5 protein-coding genes are annotated in these 6,436 nt (G+C 66.9%); 1 reads left to right on the plus strand and 4 read right to left on the minus strand.

The window, feature by feature from the left end; all coding sequences use genetic code 11:
* Nucleotides 1–29 precede the first annotated feature (29 nt).
* A complete protein-coding gene (locus RM779_RS15855) occupies nt 30–1,385 on the plus strand; it encodes a tetratricopeptide repeat protein (protein ID WP_311618339.1) in 1,356 nt (451 codons plus the stop codon).
* A 141-nt stretch (nt 1,386–1,526) separates the two neighbouring features.
* Here the strand turns inward: RM779_RS15855 and RM779_RS15860 are convergent, their stop codons facing one another.
* The 4 genes from RM779_RS15860 to ltrA form a co-directional block, all read right to left on the minus strand.
* Nucleotides 1,527–3,068 carry a hypothetical protein gene (locus tag RM779_RS15860; protein ID WP_311618340.1) on the minus strand — a complete coding sequence of 514 codons (1,542 nt, stop codon included), beginning with the start codon at nt 3,066–3,068 and terminating at the stop codon, nt 1,527–1,529.
* Nucleotides 3,065–3,400 carry a helix-turn-helix domain-containing protein gene (locus tag RM779_RS15865; protein ID WP_311618341.1) on the minus strand — a complete coding sequence of 112 codons (336 nt, stop codon included), beginning with the start codon at nt 3,398–3,400 and terminating at the stop codon, nt 3,065–3,067. Before RM779_RS15865 ends, RM779_RS15860 begins: the two co-directional genes overlap by 4 nt.
* Nucleotides 3,397–4,524 carry a tyrosine-type recombinase/integrase gene (locus RM779_RS15870; RefSeq protein ID WP_311618342.1) on the minus strand — a complete coding sequence of 376 codons (1,128 nt, stop codon included), beginning with the start codon at nt 4,522–4,524 and terminating at the stop codon, nt 3,397–3,399. The genes RM779_RS15865 and RM779_RS15870 overlap by 4 nt, the downstream gene beginning before the upstream one ends.
* Before the next feature lie 422 nt (nt 4,525–4,946).
* Nucleotides 4,947–6,206 carry a group II intron reverse transcriptase/maturase gene (gene ltrA / locus RM779_RS15875; protein WP_311618343.1) on the minus strand — a complete coding sequence of 420 codons (1,260 nt, stop codon included), beginning with the start codon at nt 6,204–6,206 and terminating at the stop codon, nt 4,947–4,949.
* Between the last annotated feature and the right edge of the window lie 230 nt (nt 6,207–6,436).

Genomic DNA, 6,436 nt, shown 5'->3' on the forward strand with positions numbered 1-6,436 from the left:
ACGCAGGCTCAGAGTGAGGAGCACTCTAGGTGAACGATGAGGAAAAACGATCTCGTATCCGAAACGAGATAGCCTACGGCAACTACGAGAACGTCGTTCAGGCGGGCACGATCCACGGCGGCGTACACGTCACTGCCGGCGGGGCGGACAGCCCGAGCGCGTTGGAGGACCCGGTGATCGTGACGGTGCACCGAAAGGACCGTCCCTGGTTGGCGGTAGACGCCGACCCGCCGCGGTGGATGTCGCCCAGCGGCCTGTCGTACATCGTCACTCTGGAGGCGCGGACGGTCCGGGCTGTCGTCCTCCGCGCTGCGCGGGTAGTAGTGCTGTCCCGTCGGCTGCCGCGGCCGGCGTACTTGCCTGCCCCCGACCTGATCGGGGCACGGCCATCGATGCGGCACTTCGAGGCGGATCTCAGCACGGTCAAGTCCTCTCCTCCGCCCTTTGATACGGACTCGCCACAGTTACTTCCGATCGGTCCGGACTTCCCATTCACGATCAGCGCCACCGACATCGAGCAGTTCAAGTTCACAGCCACCGCCGGTTCTGAGGAGGTCTGCTGGCAGGTGGAGCTGGACTGGATCTGCGCGGGCCAGCAGGGAACCACCGTCATCAATGACAACGGGCACCCGTTCGAGACGTATCCGTCGGGTGTGTTCGCTGGCCCCGGCTCGTGGGCCCTGGAGGAGAATCGCGACACCTACCGGGAGGGTCTGCGCCGCCGAATCGACGAGGAGCACAGGCTGCCCCCACCCTCCTCTACCTGGTCGCGTTCCATTAGCGCCGAGGAGGTCTTTCTCGCCGCGCTGGCCTTGGACTCTGACATGCGGGACGTCGATCCCGACGACCCGGCAGCGTGGGAGGCCTACCAGCAGCTCGCCACGTACGTGCGAACCCTCTTGGGGCAGGAGCGTTTCCGCAGCGACAGGTCGGAGCCGTTCCGCGCGCTGCTCATTCGCGTCATCCGGTTCTTCTACGCGTCCGGTCAAAGTGATCTGGGCAGGCGGATCGCTGGCTCGGTGTACGAAGATTGGAGAAGGCACCTCGGCCAGGACCATCCACACACGTTGGCCCTGGCAAACAGGCTCGGCGGATGCCTGGTTGGCATGCGCAGGTACGGGGAAGCGCGGTCTGTGTTCGAGAGCATCCTCCCCCTGTTCCGGAAGACTCTTGGTAAGAAGCATTCCGACACACTGACCGTCACCAGCAATCTGGCCTTGGTTCTTGGCAGACTCGGAGAACTGGACACCGCAGAGAAGCTGGCGAGGAAGGTCATACGCACGAGCGCTCGGGTACTCGGCGATGATCACCTGACCACCCGCAGAACCTTGAGAGTCATCGACGAAATCACGGAACAACGCCAGGCCAAAGAGCAGGCTCGGTGACCAGTCGCTGAGCAAGCCAGCCGGCCACCTCCGGCACCCCCGTGCTACCGGTCGTCCCAGTCCAGGCGTAGGGCGGCGATCTGGCGGCCCGCGCGGCGGACGCGCTGGAGCAGCTCCGCCCTCGGTGGTGGGCTCGCGTTTTCAACTGTCGCGAGTTCCCCGAGGCACCCAGCCCACCGATGACCGAGTGTGATCGTCGGCGGCGTATCGGCTCCAGGTCTCACCGGTCTCTCTGAGGAGGCGGCTGGTGGTCTTGTCGTGGTAGCCGAGAGCGTCCGCGACGACGGGTGCGGGCAGTTCGAGGAGTTGCTGGCGGATGGCGGCGCCGCGGGCGGCGGCGATCGGGATTCCGACCTGGTTCAGGAGCGTGGACAGGTGGTTGGGGCCGAGAGGCTGGCCGCTTCGGCGTCCTGGGAAGAGCCAGCGGGACGCCGGGTTGGTGGCGGTGTTCATGTTGCCGCGGTTCGTGATGTGTTCCAGCAGCAGGGCGGCGAGCGGCGGGGGAACAGGCGAGGGTGGTTCGCCGAGTCGTAGCAGCACGGTGTCGCCGTCGCGGATGACGTCGTCGAGGGTGAGCCGGACGACGCGGCTGAGCGGTTGTGCGTAGAGGAGGACGATGACTCCGGCGACGCGGAGTCGCATGGGTATCTCCGTGTTGGTCAGAAGCCTGCCGAGGGCGGCGAGGTGTTCGTCTTCGCTCAGTGCGGGCCGACGGGCGATTTTCATCGCTGGGATGACCAAGGAACGTCGGCAGTGCCGGCTCTGCATGGCCCAGTTGAGGAAGCCTCTCAGGCGGGTGCGAGCGTGCTCGGCGTTCTCGGCGAACCAGGCGTCGATGTCGACCTGGCCGCAGGACGCGAGGGTGGTGTTGCGCTCGCCGAGCCATTGCAGGAAGGCGGTCGCACACTTGATCTGTTCGCTGGCGAAGCGGCGGATGCTGGGTGTCATGTGGTTCCGCTCTGCGCGGGCCCGCAGCCCGGGGAGGACGTGCCAGGTTGCGAAGAGCTTGATCGTCTTGGCGTGCTCGGGATCGGCGATGCCAGCCAGGTGACCGGGAAGCCAGCGTTGGAGGGAACAGAGGTGCTTGTCGACTGTGGGCAGGACTCCGCAGGCCATGAGGAGTTCTTCCAGGTGAGAGGCCGCCCGCCAGGGCTGGAGTTCGTGGAACGCGTCGTGGGTCAGCGGGATCTCGCCGAGGCCGAGCCGGCGAAGCAGCCGCGAGGCGTTGCCCAGCTGTCCGCGGCGCATGTCCAGCCAGGCCAGTCCGCTTCCGGGCTTGTCCATCGTCACCAGCAGGTCGAACAACGGGACCAGCGCGGGACGGACGCGGCCCGCGCCGTCGTCGAGGAGCGCGGTGAGGCGGTCGGTAAGCGTGCAGCGTTCGCAGAGCCGACCGCCCAGGAGCTTGCCCTCGAAGCCGCAGCGTGAGCAGTCGAAGGTCTGGGAGAAGCCGGCGCATGTGGTGCAGATCGGGGCCCCGTCGCCGGAGCGGAGCCCGGGAAGGGCCCGGTCCTGGCTGCATCCCGGGCAGGTGCCCCGTGTCCGGACGGCGCGGTCCGAACAGGTCCGGCAGACGTACCCGTCCGGCCAGGTGCCGGCCTTGTGTCTGCGGAGGCCGCAGCGGCAGCACTCGGCCATGAACCAGCGTTCGTACTGCTCGGCGGTGGCGTAGGTGCGGGTCATGCGTCGGGCAGGATGCGGGCCGCGCGGGGCCGCAGCTTCGCGACGTTCGCGGGCGGGGTGGGAAGGTCGCCGGTGGCGGTCTTGCGGACGCCGGCGTTCTCGGCGGTGGTGGCCACCAGGTCGGCCGGAGTGCAGGACAGAATGTCGCAAAGCGCGGCCATGACCTGCAACGACAAGCGTTCGGGGGTGCCAGAGACCAGGCGGTGGACCTGGGAGGCGGACAACTCGATGCCGCGTTCGCGCAGCAGCGGCACCAGTTCGGTGGCCGTGAAAATCCGGTGCTGGGCCATGACCTCGCGCAGCCTCCAGGTGTAGCCGACCTTGCGTTTCATGCCTGCCTCCCGGTCTGGGTCTGGAGAGCGGCGGCAATGGTGGAGTCCAGGTGCCGCCGCAGCGTGCGGGTACGGAAGTCCGAGGAGACGCAGGTGTAGAGCGAGGTGGTGCTGGCGTGCTCGTGGCCGACCTGCTCCTGGACGAAGCGCGGGTCCCAGCCGTCCTCAATCAGGTGGGTGACGTAGGACCTGCGGAAGGAGTGGAAGTCGAGTCCGTCGTCCAGGCCGAGGGCCTTGCGGTAGGCGATGAAGCGGGAGTTGAGCCGCTGGCAGCCGATCCGCAGACCTCGTTCGGAGGGCCAGGCCGCCGGGTTGTTGTCGGTGCCGAACAGCGGGCGGACCTCGGTGAACCACTCGTCCAGGATGTCCGGGGTCCAGTCCCACACGGTCAGTACCCCGCGCCGCTTGGGCGGCGAGCCCTTCTTGGCCTTGCCGAACCGGACCTGGCAACGGCCGTACTGGCCGAACTCGTTCCCGTGCGGGTTGCGGCCGAAGTCCGCCGCGTCCAGCATCCGCGTCTCGTTGCGCCGCAGCCCGTAAGCGTAGGCGGTCTTGAACAGGGTTGCGTCGCGGAAGGCGGGCAGCCAGCCCTTGCGACCGAAGGCCCGGATGCGTGCGACTTCGTCGTCGCAGTGCGCGAAGAAGGCGTGCAGTTCGGTCTTGGTGAACGCGCGCTTCTTCGGGTCCGACTCGTTGTCCTGGACGTGCACCGCGGTGTTCCACTCGTGCACCACCTGGACCGGGTGGGTGCCGAACCGCTCTTCGCAGGTGGCCGACCACTCGTAAAGCGGATCGGTGACGAAGTGACAGAAAGCCCGCACGGCCTCGGAGTACGAGCGGATCGTCGAGCGCTTCAAGTTCCGAAGCGAGCGCAGGTCACCGAGCCACTCGTCGACCATCGCCGGCGTCCAGCGCCAGGGGTAGGTGTTCACGTAGGCGGCGAACGCCTTGACCGTGTTCTCCCGGCCCTCCACCGTCGTCCGGGCCAGATTCCGCGCGAGCTGCTGATTGGCGAACCCGGTCAGCATCGCCTCGAAGACCTGTTCCTCCGGCCGCAGCAGCGCGACCCCGTCGACCAGGTGCAGGCTCGCCACCCCCGGTATCGACCCGTTGAGCCCCACCACTTCACCACCTTCCGTGACTCGCATTAGATGCGAGAAAACCGCATCCTATGCGGGTCGCCAGCGGAGCCCACAGGTCAGCCCCCTGTACGGCTCACAGCGAGGACCTCGTGGCGGGTAGCGTGACCGCCAGAGTCTCGCTCAAGTCAGCAGGTCCACAGCGCGATTGCCCCCTCTCTCCGGGCAAGTTCGCTGACTGTCGCGGGTTCGCATCCGATGCAATTGGCGGCGGTCGGAACATCCGTGTCAGATCGTGCGCTAACCTGCGCGTTTCACTTGGCTGCTGTCCGGATCTTGAGCGGGAACGCGAGAGTGCCTTCTGAGCTGGGATGTAGGGTCGAGGGCTGGCGCGGTGGCAGAGTACATCTGCTCCGTTTCCAGCCCCCGCCGCATCGAACCGGGCATGCGGTTCTCCCGCACCCGGCTCACCGACGCCGTTCACCGCCGGCATTCGGCTTTCCCCGCCAGTCCCGGAAGGGTCTGGGGGCGACGACTGCTCCATCAAGGTTGACCAACCCGAGGTGGTCGGGAGATGCCACTGCCACGAGGTGCCAGCCGTATACGCGTCGGCGGTGGTGCTTGGCGCTCATGAACAGCGCCAGCCGCATCAGCGTGTACGTGTGGATCTTGGTGAAACGGCGGGCGGAGTTGCCGTACCTGAAGTACGCCGCCCATCCGGTCAGGAACCAGTTCACTTCCTGGACCACCAGATCCGCCGACACCCGTAGCCGGGACCGGTCCGTCAGCTCACGGACCCGCTCCCGGGCCCGGGTCATGGCCTTGTCCGCGGGCCAGCGGGCGAGAAACTCGACCGGGCGCTTCCCGCGAGAGGCGGACGAGCGCACCAGGCGGTGCTGGAAGCCGAGGAACACAAAGCCCTCGTCTTCCACCTCCAGATGCACGATCCGTGTCTTGGCTTCCTTCGGCTCCAGGCCGAGCTCGGCCAGCAGTTCCCGAAGCCGCGCCAGCGCAGCTTCGGCCTGCCTGCGGGATTTGCACATCACCACCAGGTCGTCGGCGAAACGCACCAGCACACCGTGTTCCCGCTCCGTCCATGCCCGGTCGAGCCGGTGCAGGTAGACGTTGCAAAGCGCGGGGCTGATCACGCCGCCCTGGGGTGTTCCGGTCGGTGATCTGTGGACCTGTCCGTCCTGAAGCACTCCCGCGCGCAGGATCACCCGCAGCAGTGTGAGGACGGACTGGTCGCAGACGCGTTCCTCGACCGCCTGCATCAACTTGTCGATCGGGATCGCCTCGAAGCAGTTGGCGATGTCCGTCTCAACCACCCACCGGCGGCCCCGCCAGGATTCGTCAATAAGAATCTGGAGGGCATCGTGCGCCGAGCGCTTCGGGCGGAACCCATAGCTGCACGGCAGGAAGTCCGCCTCGAACACCGGCTCAAGCACGATCTTCACAGCGGCCTGCACGATCCGGTCGCGGACAGCAGGGATCGACAACGGCCTTGACTCCGTGGGCCGGCCGGGCTTCGGAATGAAGACCCGCCGTGCTGGAAGGGGCCGGTATCTGCGTTCTCTGATGTCCGTCGCCAGCTCGTCGAGCAGTCGGGCGACCCCGTACTCCTCGACGGCTGACAAGGTGATGTCGTCAACACCAGGTGCGCCGTCGTTGCGGCGCACCGTTACCCACCCTCGCCATAGGACATCCCTGCGGAGGATCTTGTCCATGAGCGAGTGGAACCGTCGTCCGGGGTCAGCCTTGGCCGCCCGGTAGAGCGTGTGTTGCAGGGCACGCACCTTGTCCGGGGGAGCGCTTCCCCTGTCGGCGGGACTAGACGAGTTATGCCGAAGTCCTGCGGGAATGAGGTGAGGGTGTCCAAGATCCGGTTGTGCTGACCGACCTGGACACCCTCATCACCGCACTCTACGTGGAGATCGACGACCACCTGCCGCGAACC

The sequence above is a fragment of the Streptomyces johnsoniae genome, from assembly GCF_031845565.1.
Lineage (GTDB): Bacteria > Actinomycetota > Actinomycetes > Streptomycetales > Streptomycetaceae > Streptomyces > Streptomyces johnsoniae.

Excerpts from the sequence above, each read along its gene's own strand:
- RM779_RS15860 (WP_311618340.1), bottom strand. The coding sequence starts at position 3,068 with ATGACCCGCACCTACGCCACCGCCGAGCAGTACGAACGCTGGTTCATG.
- RM779_RS15865 (WP_311618341.1), bottom strand. The coding sequence starts at position 3,400 with ATGAAACGCAAGGTCGGCTACACCTGGAGGCTGCGCGAGGTCATGGCC.
- ltrA (WP_311618343.1), bottom strand. The coding sequence starts at position 6,206 with ATGGACAAGATCCTCCGCAGGGATGTCCTATGGCGAGGGTGGGTAACG.